The following is a 405-nucleotide window of genomic DNA, read 5'->3' on the forward strand; positions in this document are numbered from 1 at the left end:
GGCGGCGACGGCGAGGCCGGCGGTTGGTTCGCCATCCGGCTGCGCGGGAACCCGGCAGGAAACGGCGTGGACGACTCCGTGCTGGCCAAACTGGGCCGCATCAACAACGTGGAAATGGCGCTGACCGTGGAGATCGGCCGCACCCGGATGTCTGTCCGCGACGTGCTGAACCTGGAACCGGGCGGCGTGATTGAACTGGACCGCTCGGCCGGCGCCCCCGCCGATGTGCTGCTTAACGGCCGGCTGATTGCCCACGGCGAGGTGGTGGTCGTCGACCAGGACTACGCCGTGCGCATCACCAAGATCCTCGATGTGCCCGAAGGACTCCTCTAGATGGAGACCCTTGTCCTCGCCCTGCGCGTGGCGCTCTCCCTGGCCGTGGTGCTGGGGCTGCTGTGGGTGCTG

1 protein-coding gene is annotated in these 405 nt (G+C 68.4%); it reads left to right on the top strand.

Annotation, left to right across the window (positions count from 1 at the left end; translation table 11 throughout):
- On the top strand, positions 1–333 hold a 333-nt coding region (gene fliN, locus AC5RWT_RS38055; protein ID WP_494084716.1), incomplete at its 5' end, for a flagellar motor switch protein FliN.
- Positions 334–405: the final 72 nt, after the last annotated feature.

The organism is Arthrobacter sp. Dra40 (assembly GCF_059091905.1).